Source organism: Rhizobium sp. NLR16a (assembly GCF_017948245.1).
In the GTDB taxonomy this organism is placed as follows: Bacteria; Pseudomonadota; Alphaproteobacteria; order Rhizobiales; family Rhizobiaceae; genus Rhizobium.
In genome coordinates, this window is record NZ_CP072865.1 from 2,989,522 (window position 1) to 3,004,870 (window position 15,349).

Here is a 15,349-nt window from a genome sequence, read left to right on the forward strand (position 1 = left end):
CCCGGGATCCATACTCGACTTGCCGACGCATGTCGGGAAACCAGTTAGTTATAAGGTCGTGGCAGAAACTTATAACTGGAGATCACGGCCAAAAGGAGTTATAAGGCTTTGGCAGATACTTATAACGCGCATGTGAGCGAGCGAGGACTGCACTTAAGCGGGGAACGCCGCTTTGACCCGTGTGGATGGTCGCTGCACTCGAAAAGGACGAGCCGCCAATGATGAAAGAGATCGACATCAGCTATAGGACAATGTTCGCGGAACTGGCGCAGCGGACGTTGGACGGGCAGTTTCTGTCGGACTTTCCATTGGAAGGTTGGTTTGTGACCGTCACCGTGAAAGGGCGCGACTACTGGTATTTCGATCTCCCGACTCCCGAAGGCAAGGACAAGCGAAGCTATGTCGGTCCGCAGAGCGATGACGCGATCACGGCGCGGGTGATGGCCCACAAGGAGATCAAGGATAACGTCCGGGAGCGACGGCGGATGGTCAGCACGCTCCGTCGTGCCGGCCTTCCGGGTCCCGATAATTTTGCGGGCGACATCACCAAAGCCCTCGCGGATGCGGGCTTATTCCGTCTGCGTGCAGTCCTGATCGGGTCGGTGGCATTCAGCACCTATGCAGGCATGCTCGGCGTTCGCCTGCCCTCATCCGCCATGCAGACCGGCGACGCGGACTTCGCGCAGGACTTTGCTATTTCTGCGGGTGTCCAGGACAGCCTGCCTCCGGTTCTTGAGGTCCTCCAGTCGGTCGATCCCGAATTCAGGGCAGTTCCCCATGAGGCAGACAAGGCTAGGGTCGTCGCCTTTCAGAACGCCAAGGGCTATCGGGTGGAATTCCTGACGGGAAACCGCGGATCGGATGACTATACCGGCAAACCCTCCCCCATGCCTGCCCTCGGCGGTGCGTCGGCGGAAAACCTGCGCTTCCTGGACTACCTGATCTACGAGCCCGTCCGCACGGTTCTCCTCTTCCGCGAGGGCGTGAACGTCCTCGTTCCCGCGCCCGAGCGATATGCAGTCCATAAGCTCATCGTGTCGTCCAGAAGGTTCACGGACACTCTGGGACGCGTAAAGGCCGACAAAGACCTCACGCAAGCGTCACTGCTTTTCCAAGCCCTCGTCGAGACACGCCATGACTCCGAGCTGACAGATGCTTGGGCGGAAGCCTGGGATCGAGGGGATTCATGGAAAGACGGCATTTGCCACGGTCTCCTGAGGCTTCCTCATAAGGGTGTCGAAGCGCTCGGCAAGGCTCTTGGATCGGAGATGCCCGATCTGGAGAAGTTGAGAGCCAAAACTCGGCAGAAGTGATGTCGCATGATGCTCGAGCCGCCCGACGATGGACCGCCCTTCCTCCCGACCACGTTATTGTAGCGCCTTATCCAAAATCACGTTTGTCAGCACGAAAGAATAGAAGTCATCGGCTTCCGGCTCGAAGCTTGGGCCGGCCATATCCAGACAAAAGACACCGCCTCCGCTCGATGGCCAGAGGCAATAGCGCCAGGAAGCTCCACAGTCCGCAATTGAAACCGCATCGGCGGGAATGGAATCGCCTTTTGGGCGCGCTCCATAAACCTTGCTATAGCTGGAAGATTGATAAAGCTGAAACGAGGGGTGTCGTTCAACGAAGGATGCGGGCTCGGGCTCGTAGATGTAGAACCCTTTCGTCGTTGAGCCGACGCCGATGACGCGGATGAACTCTAGATATTGCTGAGAAATGGCGGGATAGCGAGCGACGATGCCCGACAGCTTCTCGTTTGAGAGCGGCTCAAGTGAGGAAAGTTCCTTGCTTTGGTCAACTTCGAGCAGTTGTGAGATTTTGTCGATCATAATGCGTCGGGTCCCTCGATTCTGCCGACACTTTGACGCCTTCTGTCCTGCTGCCGTCAAGGTCCGCTGGACCTCGCAGGCTTGAAGTCGTCGAGCGGCTTTCATTTGTAGCGACCGGCTATGACATGCCGGCGCCGCAACGACCCGACGAGGCACGGCAGCAGAAGGCTCGCGCCGGTGCCCGTCTACCGCCCCTCGCCTTACCAATCCGTAAGTTGCCGCCGGGCCGCCCTCTCGGCTAGATCTGGCCGCACCAGGCATGCCGGAGCGGCCGATGCGAATCCTGCTAATCGAGGACGATATCAAGACGTCCGATTATATCGCCAAGGGCTTGTCCGAGGCCGGGCACGTCTGTGACGTCATCGGCGACGGCCGCGACGGGCTGTTTCAGGCGCAGCGCGAGACCTATGACGTTATCGTCGTCGATCGCATGCTGCCGGGCCTCGACGGGCTGGCGATCGTCCGCTCACTGAGGGCTGCCAGGGTCGGCGCGCCGGCGCTGTTCCTGACCTCGATCGGCGGCGTCGACGATCGCGTCGAAGGGCTGGAGGCGGGCGGCGACGATTATCTCACCAAACCTTTCGCCTTCTCCGAGCTTCTGGCGCGCATCCATGCGCTCGGTCGGCGTCCGCCGGTGCAGGAGCAGCGGACGGTCTTGAAGGTTGCCGATCTCGAGCTCGATCTGATCCGCCGCGAGGCCCGCCGCGCCGGCCAGCTGATCGAGCTGCAGCCGCGCGAGTTCACCCTGCTCGAGGTGCTGATGCGCGGCGAAGGCCGGGTGATCACCAGGACGATGCTGCTCGAGCGGGTCTGGGATTTCCACTTCGATCCGAAGACCAGCGTCGTCGAGACCCATATCAGCCGCCTCAGGGCCAAGGTCGACAAGCCGTTCCAGGCCCAGCTTCTGCACACGATCCGCAACACCGGATACAGCCTGCATGCGCCTCGAACAGGATGATTTCAGGCCCATCGGCCTGAAAATCTCAAATCCTGTTCGCAAGTTAAAGAGTAAGAGCATGATGTCGTCCGAAAACCGCGCACACTTTTCGGCATCATGCTCTAGCCTGCGAAGAAGCACGCCGTTCCGCCTGGCCGTTACCTTCGGCGTCCTCTTCGTCGTCGCCTTCATCTTCAGCGGCGCGATCATCTATCACATGCTGCGCCTCGGCCTTGACCGAGACGTCGACCAGTCGCTCACCGAGATGAATTCGCTCATCGCCTCGACCTATGAGCCCGGCGACACCCAGGATCTGATCAACACGCTGAACAATTATGCGAGTTTCCAGTCCACCTCTGACGGGCTCTATTCGCTGACCGATGCCGGCGGGCGCAAGCTCGCCGGCAATTTTGCGGCGCCCCGCATCCCGGACGGCGTCTATACCGTCACCTCGGGCGATGTCGGGCTGAAGGGGCGTGAGCGCTACCGGATGCGGGTGTCGACCATCGGCCCCTACAATCTGGTGGTGGCGGAAAACTTCAACGATGTCGACGAGATGCTGCGGATCGTTCTGGTAAGCTTCGAATGGGCTGCGGCAATCGTCGTGGCGACGGCGATCGGCGGCGGCGTCTTTCTGGCCGTTCGCGCCCAGGCGAGATTGGACGGGGTCGCCAACACCATGAACGACGTTTCTCACGGCGCCCTCGACGCTCGCGTCCCGATCACCGGCCACGGCGACGATCTCGATACGGTGGCGATCCAGATCAACGCGGCACTGGAGCGGCTGCAGAGACTGGTCGAGAGCATGCGGCAGGTGAGCGCCGATATCGCCCACGATCTGAAAACACCGCTCAACAGGCTGCGCCTGACGCTGGATGCCGCCGTGGCTGGAATCAACCGGCAAGCGGATGTTTCGGCTCTGCTTGACGAAGCGAGAAACGAGAGCGACCGGATCGACGCCACCTTCGAGGCGCTGCTGCGCATTTCCCAGATCGAGGCCGGCGCCCGCAAGGAGCGCTTCCAGGCGACCGATATCGACGCCGTGCTGAGCGTCATCTCCGAGGTCTATGTCGATGTCGCCGAAGATGCGGGGCAGTCGTTCCGGATCGCCGAGCGCGCGCCCGCCGTCATCGGGGGCGACCGCGATCTCTTGACGCAGATGATCGCCAACCTGGTGGAGAACGCGATCAACCACTGCCCGCCCGGAACCGGCATCACGCTGTCGCTTCGCCGCCAGGGCGGCCGCGCCATTCTCTCGGTCGCCGACACCGGCCCCGGCATCCCCGCCGAGGAAAGGGACAAGGTCTTCCGCCGCCTCTACCGCATCGACAAGAGCCGCACGACACCGGGAAGCGGCCTCGGCCTCAGCCTCGTCAGGGCAATCGCCGAGCTGCATTCGGCCGAGATCGCACTGGCGGACAATCATCCCGGCCTTCGCGTTTCGATCGCCTTCCCGCTGATGCCGGAGAAATCCTGAGCCGCCATGCCGCGAGCCGGGCGAAACGGGCGGCAAAACGGCGGATCTCGGCAGCAGCGCGAAAAGACAGCACGCTCCACGGCCGGCGGCGGCCGAGCCGGTAGGCCGAAAGCCCCGCCTGGATCTGCGAGCAGGGATCGGCCCTTTGGCTCACCGGCAGCGGATCGACGAAGCAAGCGCGCAGCCCCTCATCGAACTCCAGGTCGAAGGCGAGATCATAGGGCAGCCGCATCGGCAGCAGCGCCCCGGCAATCCAGCCCGCCGCCTTGCGGTTGACCAGATAGGCGCCCGATCCCTTCTCGCGGGTCAGCGCGATGGCGAGCGAGCGCGAGCCGGTCAGCGGCTCGACCCGGTGCTTGCGACCGGAATTGACCGTCGACAGCCGCAGAATGTCCCAGTGCGCCTGGTGGCGAAGCGCGGCCTCGAGCAGTTCGGCAAAATCGTCGTCTAAGTCGAGATCGTCTTCCAGAATAAGCGCGAATTCCGCCTCACTGGCGAGGAAGCGTCTGGCGCATTCGACGTGGCTGAGATAGCAGCCGATCTCGAAAGGGTTCGGCCGGCGGCCATGCCGACGGAGATAGGATGCTTCATCAAAGTCGGGATGCGGCAGGCTCAGCCCCGCCCCGTCGACCGCCGCCACGCGCTCATAGGCAAGGCCGAAGCCTGCCAGCAGCCGTTCCATCCGAAACCGCCGCAACGGCGCGCGGTCGAGATTGATGAGGTAGGTATTCACCTGCAGGCTGACGGGATGAAGAGCCGGCATAAGGGCGGCAGGTGTGGCGCGCATGTTCATGAGATTTGGCCTCGACTTGGCAATGACGACGCCAAGCCTGCGCTGCAAACCTCACCGGGACTTCGCCCGGACCATACATTTTCGTAAGCTGCGCCATCGCCAGCCGAGGAATGCATCCTTACGGATCGGTATTGTCCCGGCAAAGAGCCGGTAAGAATGCCGCGCTACATCCTCGCGTGCTGCACGCAATGGGTCACTTCCCTTCCCGCGATCATGACGACACCCATCAGGCCTTCGATGACGACGGCGACCCATTGCGTGCCGCGCCTCGCGTCCAAAATACTCCGCCAGCTCGGGAACAACAGGCTTCGCCGATCGTAAGGTTTGTGGGCCGTGCGGAGGTGCTTTAACACAGCCATGCACTTCGATACTCTGTGCGGCCCACTCCAGTCGAAGCCAGGGCGCTCCCGTATGTTTGGAAGCGCCCACGCCATTGCCCAGTCCCGATCGGCATCGCGATGGGAGCGACAGCCCGGAGGCACGTCCGGCGAGAGCACCCGCCGCAACCTCCCTCATCCCAGGCCTTGAGCCTGGGATCCATGGCCACGGCAGTCCAGGCCAGGGTGGATCCTCGGGGAAGCCGGCCGCTCACAGCCGCGACGTCTCGACGCGGAACGCGAAAGGCAATCGCGCGCCGGTCAACCCCACCACGCGACCTTACGAGCGTTCAAGGACGCCCTCGGCCGGTTTGATGATATCCCACATCCCTACTATGGAGGGCTGAAGCCCCAGGCAGCAGGCTCGAGATAAGCACGGGGTGGCTGGATTTCATCCATACCCACCGGCCGGCGCGTCAGCGTCACTATTTTGAATCCCTCGCTGTCTCCCCAGCCAGACAAGTGGGCGTCGATCAGCGGTATGCCGTCCGAAGTCAGGCATTGCCTTAGACCCATATCAGCCATATTCGGTGTCCGGTCATACCATGCGCAGTCCTCGCCGAGCAGCCGGTCCTGCTCTCTCAAGTCGACGATTCCATACGCCTCGTCAAATCTCCTGAACTTCGGCGAGACAATCGAGGAGGAGCGGACAGCTTCGAACATGCGCTCCCCCTTGGATACGGAATATCGAAGCCCCTGGTCTTCAAGCTCGTTCCAGACGGTGATCAGGATCGATCCGTCTCCACGGTCGCGCTGTCGGAGCCACCAGGGATAATGACGCAACAGCCTCTCCTTGGATCTGTGGCTAACCAGCTCCGCCTCGAAGTCTCCAGGATTTGGGGTGTAATCGTCGTAACGTGGCAAGGGCGCGAGCCAGGTACCGGCTTCGAGAAGCTGCATTGGCGGTCGTACCACCGCTTCCGGCACAGGCCCGCGCCGCAGTTCCGTCAGCCGCGTCTCGGACATGACCTCCCCGCTGGAGAAAAGGACTTTCGTCGCGATCTCTATTCCGTCCTCGGTCAGGCAAGTCATCCAACTGGGACTGGTCTCGCCCCTGTCCATGCGCCGGACGATCTGCCGCCAGCGACACTGCTCACCGCCGACGGTCTCAACATCATCCGTTTCCCTGACTTTCGTGATGCCGTCATAATCTTGAGATGGTTCGACCTGCCTGACCTGAAATGATGAGATTTCACCATTCCTCCTGGTTGCCCTCAGAACCACGTTCTTGAAGAAATGTCCGTAAGAAAGGTTCGTTTCTTCGTTTCCTTGCTCTTCAACACGTGTCCAGCCTTTGTGATGCTGGACGACCCGCTGGCGGTCCCCTTTGGCACTATGGGCGTCACGCACGATCATCTTTGCGGTATAGTCGGGCACATCAGGACTGGCGAAATACGGAACCTCGCTCGCAAAGGCGGAACCGGCCGCAATCGTGATCACTGCGAAAACAATCAATCTGTACATGAGACTCCTCGGCGGGAAGGCCCGCACAACCAGTGGGATTGACAGGAGCAGCGACAGGTCAGCGTAACTGAAGGCAGCTGCAGGTCAACTGATAGCCTGCAGCCTCAAGCCGAATGGTGGTCGACCGCACCACCGCCGCATCCCAGGGGCGTAAACGACTGCCCCGATCATCACCAAAACGTAGCGCATACTGCCCTCCGGAGTTTCTCATCTTCTGCAATTTTTAGCTGCAGTCTCTCGTTAGTGGAAGCACCAATCTTGGGTGGCGCCCCGGCACATTCCGCAGACCGGTGAAGGCGCCGCCCTTGCCGTAACGTCATCGCGCCGACGCCGCCTATCTCTCCCGGCACCACCTCTCCTTCGTCTCCTCGGGTCAAGCCCGAGGAGACGAAGGATGAGGCACGCTCTGCGGCAGACCCCCGCATCACCCCTTCGCCCTGCGCAGCGCAATCAACCCCCGGCGAAGCCACAGCAATTGCTGCGGCGGCATGTGGCGCAGGTGTTCGTAATCCATCACCGCGACGTTATAGACGGTGCTGCGCACCTGCGGCCCGTCCTCGCAGCGCAGAAGCACGGCCTGCAGTTCCATCATGCGGTTGCTGGCCTTGCGGGCGCGGTCGGCGAGGCTTTCGGTCACCTCGCCTTCGTGGCCCTTGACGGCGAAGAGCGATTGGGCCCTGGGGCTTGGGGCGGGAATGCCCGTCGTCTTGTGGTAGCGGGCCATGACCTCGGCATAGTCGTCGCCGGCCTGGCGCTGCTCGTCGGTGATCAGCCCGTCGAGGAACATGCGGCCGAGGGTATAACCGGCATAGGGGCTTCTCACGGTCTCGTCGGCTACCGTCCTGCCGAAGCCGTGGATGCGCCGGCGCGCCGCCATCGCCACGCTGATATTCTCCTTCTCGGTTTCGAACGGCTTGATCTTGCCGCAGGGGAAACGCTCGACATTGGCCTTGCGCGGCCGGCCGGCGCCGTTGTTTGCCCGCTGTATCTTCACCTTGGTGGCCTTGCCGCCCATCGGGATCTCCTTCCTATTGAATGATGCCGTTTCGAAGTGCGGCGGCGACCAGGGCAGTCTCCTTGAACACGCCGAGCTTCGCCTTGGCGTTGGCAATGTGGGTGTTGACGGTGATCGGCGAGATGCCGAGGATCGCGCCGATCTCGGCAGCGGTCTTGCCTTGCGCCATCCAGCCGATGATCTCTCGCTCGCGCGGGGTCACGCCCTCATGGCGCCGGTCCGTCGATCGTCGGCACGCGCGGCATCGTCACCTCGGCGCCCGACAGCGTCACCCGCCGCACCCGGTCTGGATGGCGGATCGGCGCGGGTGCCGCGCTGGTGGCCGCCAGCTGCTTGCGCGCATCCTGCCTGGACGGGAACCGGTCGCGGTTGCGATGCGCCATGTTGATGACGGTGTTCTTCTTCGAGCCGAAGAGTTCGGCGATTTGACGTGCCGAGAACCCCTCCTGCCAGAGCTTCTGCGCCTTGACGATCTTGTCTTCCGTCCAGAACAGATCTCTCATCCCACTGCCTCCTGTGCGTCTCGTGCGGCCCTTGCGATGACCGGGTTGTCGGGAAACATCTCAGCCAGCGCCCGCTTGGCGCTGCGGCTGCCCTTTGCCGCCTGCCTCAGCAGGGCCATCTTTTCGGCCGCGACCTTCGGCTGCGGCTGTTCGGGCTCAGCTTTAACGCGCGGGCGGCTTTGCGCCGTCATCACCGCCTGCTGCTGGCGGGCGATTTCGGCGAAGCTCGCCGAGCTCGGGGCGAAGGCGCGGTTATGGTCCCTGACCTGGCCCGACAGGAACAGCCTGGCGGCGCGCCAGACCGCCTCTGCCGGAATGCCGTCGATGGCGACGAGGTAGGCGCGGAGCTGCATGTCGGGATCAATGCCGGCGGAGGCCGGAAATCCCGAAAGCATCCCCGCTATGATCTTGACCGGAGAGGAAATCTCTTGCGGCATCGACCGTTGTCCTTCTGCCCACGCTTGCATTGATCGGCCCGGCTTGCCTCGCCTTCTCATTGAAATACCAGTCGGATTTGATCGCCCGCCAACCGCGCAGGATCTGCATCTCGGCGGCCTCGACCGGGTTGCCGGTCTTGAGGTACTCCTTGAGCTGGATCCTCGCCGCATAGACCGTGAGCGGCTTCTTCAGGCTGCGGGCGCGATGCTCGATGATCGCCGCCGCCAGCTCCTGCCCCAGCACAGGGCTGAGGATTTCCATGATGTCCTTGCTCATCTCCTGCCTTTCCATGCGATTGCCTTCCCGCTCGCGGCGTGTCGCCGTCGTCAAGCGCGCAGCTTCAGCCGCCCTCGGGCGAAGTTGACCAGGGCGCCCGGCCTTACGGCGCGGCCGGGAAAACGCCGGACCGCGCGGCCGGCATGATCCTGTTGGGCGGTGTCGCCCTTCTCGGCGCTGCGAAGCCGGTGGATCTCGTTTTCCACCGAGGGCACCGACACCCCGAGGATGGCTGATATTTCGATATAATCCCGGCCGGAGCGGAAGAGCTCGAGGGCGTTCATGTCAGTGCCTTGATGCGCCGGGGCGGTGCTCATCACTTGATCCTCATTTTCATTTCGATCCGCAGCCGGCCCTTCCCGCCAAGCGGACGCCGGCCAGATCGTTCATTTTCAAACTGGTGAAAGAGGCTGGCGTCGCCGAGGGAGCGCGACGACGCCAGCTGCCGATAGCCTTCAGGGAGGAGTGAGGCTGTCGGAATTGGTGATTGGCCGAGAACGGGGCAAGACCGGCGTCTGCCGCATCTCTTCCGGCTCCGTCTGCCGGCCGCAATTCTCGCAATGGCGCTCGATCACCTCGGCGATCGACAGCGCCCTGCCGCAGTGCGGGCAGCCGGTGTAGCGGGCATTGGCGGAACCCGAAAGCCGGGGCCGGCCGTTGATGATATCGGTGCTTGTCATGACAATAAGGGTATATAAAATACCTCGCACGTCAAGCGATTTAGGGCATTACATGTACCTTTTTTTAGGGTATAATTTATATCATGTTGAAAGATCAGGAACAATTCGAGCGCGAAGAACGCGCAAGGCGTCTGGTCATGGCCAGGAAGAACGCGGGCTTTGCCGGGCCGAAGGCGATCGTCGATCGTTTGGGCTGGAACGCCAATGTCTACAAGGCGCACGAGTCGGGCCGGAACGGCTTCGGCATCGCCGACGCGAAGAAATACGCCAAGGCGTTCAAGGTCAATCTCAACTGGCTGCAGTTCGGAACCGGCGACGCGCTCGATCCGGAGGAACGGCCGGTCTCGGTCGCCGACGTGCCAAAGATCTCCTGGGTCAGCGCCGGGCAGCTGACCGAGCAGGCGCCGATCACCGACTTCTCGGAATTCCCGACGGTCGCCGCGCTCGACCTGCCCGACGGCGACTGGATCGCGCTCGAGGTCGAGGGCAATTCGATGAACAAGATCTCGCCGCCGGGCTCGATCATTTTCGTCAACCGCCGTGACAAGCGCCTGGCGCCGAACGCCCTCTATGTCGTCGCCGACGAGACCGGGGCCGCGACCTACAAGCGCTACCGTCCCAACGACAATCCGCCCTTCCAGCCCGCTTCCTACGAGGACGTGCCGCCGCCGGAATTCCAGGGCGCCGTCACCATCGTCGGCCGCGTCCGCCGATCGGTGATCGAAATGTGAGAGTCCAAGCCTTTCAAAAAGATGAACTGATTCCGTGAGATAACTCTCTCTGTTCCCGCAAAGCGCCAACCTCTTCCCAGTTAGATTCAGGATGATCCGCCGCCCTCACCAGCCGGAAGAATTTGGTTCTCTTGCTTTGCTGATCATCGCTTTCAGCGCCGGCGACCCTGCTTTGAGGTGAACCTCTCAAGGCCGAAACCGGCTCTGCCCCTCGCTTCCATCGCCATGCGCATAATGCGTGCAGCGATCCTTGCGGGAATGACATGCCTGCAAACACGCGCTTCGAGCGCAGGCGCCAAATCTGAAAGCCGCGCCGCAGAGCAGAGCGGATCAGCGTCGCCGCCCGCGCGCCTGCGATATCCCGATCTCTCTCACTTCCTCTCTCTTCCATCTCTTTCCAGTTCCTGAAGGCTGGTGAGGGAGGGTTCCGGCCAAAGCTTCCCCCTACCCCATGAGCAAAGCCCATGAAGCCGGGAGAGCATTGGCCATGTCCTGAAGGCCGGAGCCGGGATGGGACACGTGCCAGAGGGGCCATTCGCTTCACCCTCGTCCTGATTTTCTGACAGCGCACTTAAGGACTTTCGCTTCCCGCGCCGCTGGGCTTCGTCAGCTCGGGAGTTGCACCCGGTCGCCCAATCACTTGGCTGAGACATACGCCTACGATTCGTACCCCGTCAAGCATTGAGGTATTTTTTATACCTTTCCATGTTGACGATATAGGGTATTCTATATACCTTATTCAGCACGCCAATTAGCCGGCGCGAGAGAGGGCAGAGCGATGCAGCATATCCGCGGGATCGAGACCGAGCAGAGCCGGCGGGACGCCCGCTGGAATGGTGCGCGAAGGCTCGACGACTGCGATGCCTATATGGCCAACGAGGCCCAGCGCATGGGCGCCCTCGGCTTTGCCTATCTCGGCCGCCCGGAACATTCGGTCCGCGGCCCGTCATGGCTGCGCGGCGCCACGGCAAGCGTCGAAGCGCATTACCGCTACGCCCGCGAAATCATGGGCATCACCGATGGCGATCAGCTTTATGCCTGAGGGAGAAACGGGGATGTCCGCCGATTGCGTCATTAAAGCCTTTTCCGGCTGCGCCTGCCCGCCGGGTCAGTGCGCCGAGAAGCCCATCATCCCGGCGCCGGTCACCTTCGTCTCGTGGCGGATTCAAGCGTTCACCTGCATCGCCTTCGGCTTCCTGGCCGCGATCCTCTTGGCCGCCTGGATGGAGCCGCAACTCAAGCATCGCGATCTCGATCACCAGGAGCAGGTGCCATGGAAGTAAGCGAATGGTTTTCGACGCGCCACCGGTCAGGAGCTGAACTTGATGTCGCTCGCCCTGGCCGCGGTAATGAACGCCCGCCGCACCTGCTCGGGCTCGGCAACGTCATTGAAGACATCGAGCACCAGCAGCTCGGCAGCCTTGGCCGCCGGCGTCTGCTCGGGCCAATCGTTGAGCAAGGTATTGCCGGCCTGGACGACGTTATAAACGGTCCTGGTCTTGCCATTGATGGTGATCTTTACCGGCTTGAAGCTTCGTCGCCTGCTCATGATGCAGCCCCCACGCGGAACACGCAATTCAACGAACGAGGTTCGGACTCGTTCCGGTTGAAGTGACTATGTCACATCTCGCTGCCGTCAGGCGAATCAACTTGCCTGCAGCCAGACCTGCGAGAGCCGGCAAACCTGGCGACCCGTTTTTCGGTCGACCGCCTGACGTACAGGGACGCCATGCTTGGGGTTTAGCAAACGGCCACCGAATACCAAGAAATTATGAGCCTGAGTTGTGGATAGTTTGCTTCCCTGCAGAAATAAAATGCAATCGTACGAATATTCCCTCTATTTATAGCCGCGATAATAGCACTCACGATAGTATTAATCATTGCAATAAATATTGATTTGTGTATAATAATTCCACAGCACCTAGACGCCAATACCTAGGAAACACCCCCTCTCTTGATCCCCGCTTTTTGCGGGGCTTTCTTTATCTCAGCCGTAGTTTGAGAAGCAGGTGGGCTTTTTGTTGTTTTTGGCGTGCAAGTCAGGACTTCCGGCAGCAGGCAGCGAGCGCGCTCCTGCCAATTCCCGACCATGCCGGCGCGTCCCAAGCACCAGCAACAGCGGTTTTTCGACACGATTTGCCAATGGCAGCACATCAACCATTGCGTCTAAGCGTTACTCGGTAGATGCCGTTACCAGGATAGCATGCTCAAACTATGCAAAATCACCTGCAGCCCCAGAGCAGCCTGGGTAACGCCGAGCACCACTGCCAAAACCTGTAGGGAAGTTCCGATCCATCTGAGGATAGTCTCTGCGAAAATCATTGCCATCCAGTCCAGCGCCAAGATCAGTGCTACGATGGCCGCCACTGTGAGCCCTTCCGTTCGGCGCCCCCCGGCCAACGTGGCGAAGACGATGACAGCGGCTATACCATAAGGCGTCACGATCGTTGGAAACGCCAGCGGTGTGAGAGCCAGCCGCAGATCCGTCTGGCCCAATTCTGTTGGTCGTACCGGGAGGTCAGGAGTCGGCTGCAAGACGGTTCGCAAGGCCACGATGAACAGGATGATGCCACCAGTCATCGCCAGCACCGGCAATGAGATATCCAGATTTTCAAGCATGGTGCGTCCGAGCAGCCCGGCGATCGCCAGTGCCGCCGCCGAGAACAGGATCGCCCTGGCGGCTATTCGTCGCCGAAAGGTGGGCTCATGGCCGCCGACCAGCGCCTTGAACGGCATCAGTATCTTGATCGGACCGAGCATCAAGAAAAGCATGAGGAATATTTTGCGCGCACCGAACTCCACCGCTGGCACATCCGGTCCGAGCGGCGATTGCGCAAAGGATGATGCGGGAAGACAAGCCACCCAAACCATGGCCAGAACAGAAGCCAGGAGGTTCCACCGACCGGCACGACGCAACCAGAGGCCTGCATCTGCAACTTTCCCCCGCAGCCAAGTCATCGTCGGCCCGTCTCCAACCACGAAAGCGCTGGTGCTCGTTGCCCGATGTCGAATAGCCGAACCTCGGGATGTACGAAATAGCGGGCGACGGCGGGGATGATCCTAAGGAACCTGCTTCTGGTTACGACCGCAAGCCGTTCGATCTGTCGATGGTGGCCAGAGACAAATTTCAGATGAGCAGCCACGGCCTCGAAGCTCTTCCACCCGGGAAATGATTCAATGATGATCATCAGCCCGTTGAGTTTTCCATTTGCGTCGAGACAAAGCTCGACCTCTGTCGCGATCCTCTCGAAGTCCGCCTGCTCGAGAGGACCTTGCGGTGTAATGATCAGGATGTTTTTGTCACGCACGGGCTCAACGAGAATCATCTTCGCTCTTGTCCTCAATGCCACTCGATCGCCCCCTCCGCCGGCGGGGAGCAGTCAGACGGTGATGCCGGCCTGTGCGCCGAATGGCGGCTTGCCCGGTGGAAGGCCCCCGGTTCGCACTTTGCGCGATCGCCGATGGTCCCGCCGCAACTGAAAGGCCAAATCGGTTCAGTCGCTGTCATAACCAGCCGCCCGAGAACCCGGCCCGTCTTAGCCCCACAACCAAAGGCGCGCATCGACGCATGATGTTCCATAGCAAGCCGGTTCGGTAGTTTTCGATCATCAGAACCACAGGCCCCTGGTCGATCCCGAAATGGTAGGGGCTGACCCAAGATCCGCCGTCGCCGTTCTCCAAAGTATAGGTCTGGTTGAAGGACGGTTTGAAACCGTAGAGCCGCGTCATGCCGAGATTCATGCGTGCGAAGTTTCGGACGGTCGGGATCACGATCTCCGGCGCAAATGGCAATGAAGCAATGACGACCCATGGGCATACGGTTCCATCGTCCGGCCCAAAGGGTGCACCGCGGGCGATGTAGTCGAAGAATTCCCTGTCGATACCGTCGACATTTCGCTTGATCCAACCGGGACCGTCGCTCGCCGTGAAGCCCCAGCAGTGGGCGCCATAGCCTCCAAAGTTCAAAGGGTTGCGGATTGCGTATTCCTGCTGGACAAAAGTCGCATGCCGGCTGTTCTGAAAGTAGTCGCTGTCATGTTCGCGCATGAACTCGTCACGGATGCTGCGGAAGTCGATCCACATATGCGAAAGCTGGTGGGTAAACAGCGGTCCTGAATAGAGCAGCTCGCGACCGTAGATATTCCGCCATTCATAGCTCTCGGTGTAGGCGGCATAGGATTCCGGCGGCAACGGATGCGTGGGGGAGCCGAGGCCGAGGATATAGAGGAGCAATCCTTCGTCATAGCCGCGCCAGCGATAGGGAATGAAGCCGCTTTCCGGTCGCCAGCCATGGGTCAGCGTCGCGCCGTGGTCGCAGGCCCAGTTCCAGTCCGCCCGCTCGTAGAGCGCCGCCGCGAGCCGTCTGACCTTCACCTCGTCCTCCGTGTCGCCGTCAAAGTAGGCGGCAACGGTCAGAGCACCGGCAAACAGAAAAGCCGAGTCGATGGTCGACAATTCACACTGCCAGACCCGCCGCCCCGTCTCGATGTCGAGGAAATGGTAGAAGAAGCCCTTGTGCCCCGAGGCGTCCGGTTCCGGTCCCTGATGGCAACGCAGCAGGAATTCCAGCCGCCGTCGGGCGATCTTGGCGGCAAACTCCCTGATGACGACGCCGCGCTCCACCACGACCGGAATGGTCGCAAGCGCCATGCCGATGGCGGCGATGCTCGCCGGAGCACCCGCCTGGGTCTTGTCGCGCACCAATCCGTTGTCGGGGTTCGTACATTGGAGATAGTAGAGCAAGGTGGTGAACTGAAGGCGACCGAGATCTTCATCGGTTGGCATCCGGTTCAGTTCGGGATCGGTCGACAAGAGTTCCGACATGG

20 protein-coding genes are annotated in these 15,349 nt (G+C 61.3%); 6 read left to right on the top strand and 14 right to left on the bottom strand.

The genetic code is table 11. The annotated features are described in order from the left end of the window. Positions 1–218 precede the first annotated feature (218 nt). A complete protein-coding gene (locus J7U39_RS14640) occupies positions 219–1,313 on the top strand; it encodes a GSU2403 family nucleotidyltransferase fold protein (RefSeq protein WP_210628842.1) in 1,095 nt (364 codons plus the stop codon). Between the two features lie 54 nt (positions 1,314–1,367). Here J7U39_RS14640 and J7U39_RS14645 read toward each other — a convergent pair whose 3' ends face one another. Beyond that, complete coding sequence (locus J7U39_RS14645) at positions 1,368–1,832, bottom strand: hypothetical protein (RefSeq protein WP_210628843.1); 465 nt, start codon at positions 1,830–1,832, stop codon at positions 1,368–1,370. 274 nt (positions 1,833–2,106) lie between these two features. Here J7U39_RS14645 and J7U39_RS14650 point away from each other — a divergent pair, with 274 nt between their 5' ends. Together J7U39_RS14650 and J7U39_RS14655 are read left to right on the top strand one after the other, a co-directional pair. Further along, positions 2,107–2,790, top strand: coding sequence for a winged helix-turn-helix domain-containing protein (locus J7U39_RS14650; protein ID WP_210628844.1), 684 nt, complete (start codon positions 2,107–2,109; stop codon positions 2,788–2,790). Positions 2,791–2,848: 58 nt separating this feature from the next. Beyond that, complete coding sequence (locus J7U39_RS14655; protein ID WP_210628845.1) at positions 2,849–4,246, top strand: HAMP domain-containing sensor histidine kinase; 1,398 nt, start codon at positions 2,849–2,851, stop codon at positions 4,244–4,246. On the opposite strand, the gene J7U39_RS14660 is transcribed toward J7U39_RS14655, so the two are convergent. From J7U39_RS14660 to J7U39_RS14700, 9 genes are all read right to left on the bottom strand, one after another. Next, positions 4,143–5,039 carry a glycosyltransferase family 25 protein gene (locus J7U39_RS14660; protein ID WP_210628846.1) on the bottom strand — a complete coding sequence of 299 codons (897 nt, stop codon included), beginning with the start codon at positions 5,037–5,039 and terminating at the stop codon, positions 4,143–4,145. The two genes, J7U39_RS14655 and J7U39_RS14660, sit on opposite strands and share 104 nt — an antisense overlap. 710 nt (positions 5,040–5,749) lie before the next feature. Beyond that, positions 5,750–6,880: a hypothetical protein gene (locus tag J7U39_RS14665; protein ID WP_210628847.1), complete on the bottom strand. Its 1,131-nt coding sequence runs from the start codon at positions 6,878–6,880 to the stop codon at positions 5,750–5,752. A gap of 424 nt (positions 6,881–7,304) precedes the next feature. Then, on the bottom strand, positions 7,305–7,895 hold the full coding sequence (locus J7U39_RS14670; RefSeq protein ID WP_210628848.1) for a hypothetical protein: 591 nt from the start codon (positions 7,893–7,895) through the stop codon (positions 7,305–7,307). Between the two features lie 13 nt (positions 7,896–7,908). Then, the gene (locus tag J7U39_RS14675) at positions 7,909–8,064 is read right to left on the bottom strand and encodes a helix-turn-helix domain-containing protein (RefSeq protein WP_247241762.1); all 156 of its coding nucleotides are present in this window, start codon (positions 8,062–8,064) and stop codon (positions 7,909–7,911) included. Positions 8,065–8,101: 37 nt separating this feature from the next. After that, the gene (locus J7U39_RS14680; protein WP_210628850.1) at positions 8,102–8,398 is read right to left on the bottom strand and encodes a GcrA family cell cycle regulator; all 297 of its coding nucleotides are present in this window, start codon (positions 8,396–8,398) and stop codon (positions 8,102–8,104) included. Next, positions 8,395–8,793: a hypothetical protein gene (locus tag J7U39_RS14685; RefSeq protein ID WP_210631682.1), complete on the bottom strand. Its 399-nt coding sequence runs from the start codon at positions 8,791–8,793 to the stop codon at positions 8,395–8,397. The genes J7U39_RS14680 and J7U39_RS14685 overlap by 4 nt, the downstream gene beginning before the upstream one ends. Further along, positions 8,759–9,127 (bottom strand): hypothetical protein, encoded by a 369-nt coding sequence (locus J7U39_RS14690; RefSeq protein WP_210631681.1) that lies wholly within the window; start codon positions 9,125–9,127, stop codon positions 8,759–8,761. Before J7U39_RS14690 ends, J7U39_RS14685 begins: the two co-directional genes overlap by 35 nt. A 35-nt stretch (positions 9,128–9,162) precedes the next feature. Further along, positions 9,163–9,429, bottom strand: a complete 267-nt coding sequence (locus tag J7U39_RS14695) for a sigma-70 family RNA polymerase sigma factor (protein ID WP_210628851.1) — start codon at positions 9,427–9,429, stop codon at positions 9,163–9,165. Positions 9,430–9,567: 138 nt separating this feature from the next. Further along, positions 9,568–9,792 (bottom strand): hypothetical protein, encoded by a 225-nt coding sequence (locus J7U39_RS14700; RefSeq protein ID WP_210628852.1) that lies wholly within the window; start codon positions 9,790–9,792, stop codon positions 9,568–9,570. Positions 9,793–9,875: 83 nt separating this feature from the next. On the opposite strand from J7U39_RS14700, the gene J7U39_RS14705 reads away from it, so the two are divergent. From J7U39_RS14705 to J7U39_RS14715, 3 genes are all read left to right on the top strand, one after another. Next, positions 9,876–10,523: a S24 family peptidase gene (locus tag J7U39_RS14705; RefSeq protein WP_210628853.1), complete on the top strand. Its 648-nt coding sequence runs from the start codon at positions 9,876–9,878 to the stop codon at positions 10,521–10,523. Positions 10,524–11,301: 778 nt separating this feature from the next. After that, positions 11,302–11,565 carry a hypothetical protein gene (locus tag J7U39_RS14710; protein WP_210628854.1) on the top strand — a complete coding sequence of 88 codons (264 nt, stop codon included), beginning with the start codon at positions 11,302–11,304 and terminating at the stop codon, positions 11,563–11,565. 13 nt (positions 11,566–11,578) lie between these two features. Continuing rightward, the gene (locus tag J7U39_RS14715; RefSeq protein ID WP_210631683.1) at positions 11,579–11,806 is read left to right on the top strand and encodes a hypothetical protein; all 228 of its coding nucleotides are present in this window, start codon (positions 11,579–11,581) and stop codon (positions 11,804–11,806) included. 26 nt (positions 11,807–11,832) lie between these two features. Here the strand turns inward: J7U39_RS14715 and J7U39_RS14720 are convergent, their stop codons facing one another. The 4 genes from J7U39_RS14720 to J7U39_RS14735 all read right to left on the bottom strand — a co-directional run bounded on the left by J7U39_RS14720 (position 11,833) and on the right by J7U39_RS14735 (position 15,347). After that, entirely contained in the window at positions 11,833–12,072 is a 240-nt protein-coding gene (locus J7U39_RS14720) for a DUF982 domain-containing protein (RefSeq protein WP_210628855.1), read from the bottom strand. 641 nt (positions 12,073–12,713) lie between these two features. Next, on the bottom strand, positions 12,714–13,481 hold the full coding sequence (locus J7U39_RS14725) for a MarC family protein (RefSeq protein ID WP_210628856.1): 768 nt from the start codon (positions 13,479–13,481) through the stop codon (positions 12,714–12,716). After that, positions 13,478–13,849, bottom strand: a complete 372-nt coding sequence (locus tag J7U39_RS14730) for an STAS/SEC14 domain-containing protein (RefSeq protein ID WP_210628857.1) — start codon at positions 13,847–13,849, stop codon at positions 13,478–13,480. Before J7U39_RS14730 ends, J7U39_RS14725 begins: the two co-directional genes overlap by 4 nt. Positions 13,850–14,027: 178 nt before the next feature. Then, entirely contained in the window at positions 14,028–15,347 is a 1,320-nt protein-coding gene (locus tag J7U39_RS14735; RefSeq protein ID WP_210628858.1) for a glucoamylase family protein, read from the bottom strand. Positions 15,348–15,349 lie beyond the last annotated feature (2 nt).